The organism is Streptomyces hyderabadensis (genome assembly GCF_020404845.1).
GTDB lineage: Bacteria > Actinomycetota > Actinomycetes > Streptomycetales > Streptomycetaceae > Streptomyces > Streptomyces hyderabadensis.
In genome coordinates this window covers 1-566 of sequence record NZ_JAIOJZ010000151.1, presented here as the reverse complement: position 1 = coordinate 566, position 566 = coordinate 1, and the positions used below count along the sequence as shown (strand labels likewise).

Below are 566 nucleotides of genomic sequence, written 5' to 3'. Positions count from 1 at the left end.
CACGGTCATGAGGCTGCGGACCCTTCGTTCCTGGGCGCGGCGGCGGAGGGCCGGCGGAGGTGGAGGACATGGGCCGGGGCCCGGCCGGGCTCAAGGCGCACGTAGTTCGTGCGGCCCCAGTGGTAGGTCTCGTCCGTGAGTTCGTCGTGGACCGGCACCGACTCGTGCCAGTCCAGGCCGAGCTGCGGCATGTCGAGCGAGATCGTGGCCTCCTGGGTGCGATGCGGATCGAGGTTGGCGACCACCAGGACGACGTCGGACCCTTCACGCTTGCTGTACGCGATGAGCGCGTCGTTGTCGGTGTGGTGGAAGCTCAGGTTCCTGAGCCGGTGCAGGGCGGGGTGGGCGCGCCGGATGGTGTTGAGGCGGGTGATGAGGGGGGCGATGGTGGTGCCCTCGCGGGTGGTGCGGGTCCAGTCGCGGGGGGTGAGCTGGTACTTCTCGCTGTCGAGGTATTCCTCGCTGCCGTCGCGCAGGGGGGTGTTCTCGCAGAGTTCGTAGCCGCTGTAGATGCCCCAGGTGGGGGAGAGGGTGGCGGCGAGGACGGCGCGGACCTCGAAGGCGGC

1 pseudogene is annotated in these 566 nt (G+C 70.0%); it reads right to left on the bottom strand.

Going from position 1 to position 566, the window contains the following annotated elements:
- Window positions 1-5: 5 nt before the first annotated feature.
- Window positions 6-566 (bottom strand): annotated as a pseudogene (locus K7854_RS37305) (alpha-1,4-glucan--maltose-1-phosphate maltosyltransferase); the annotation flags it as partial.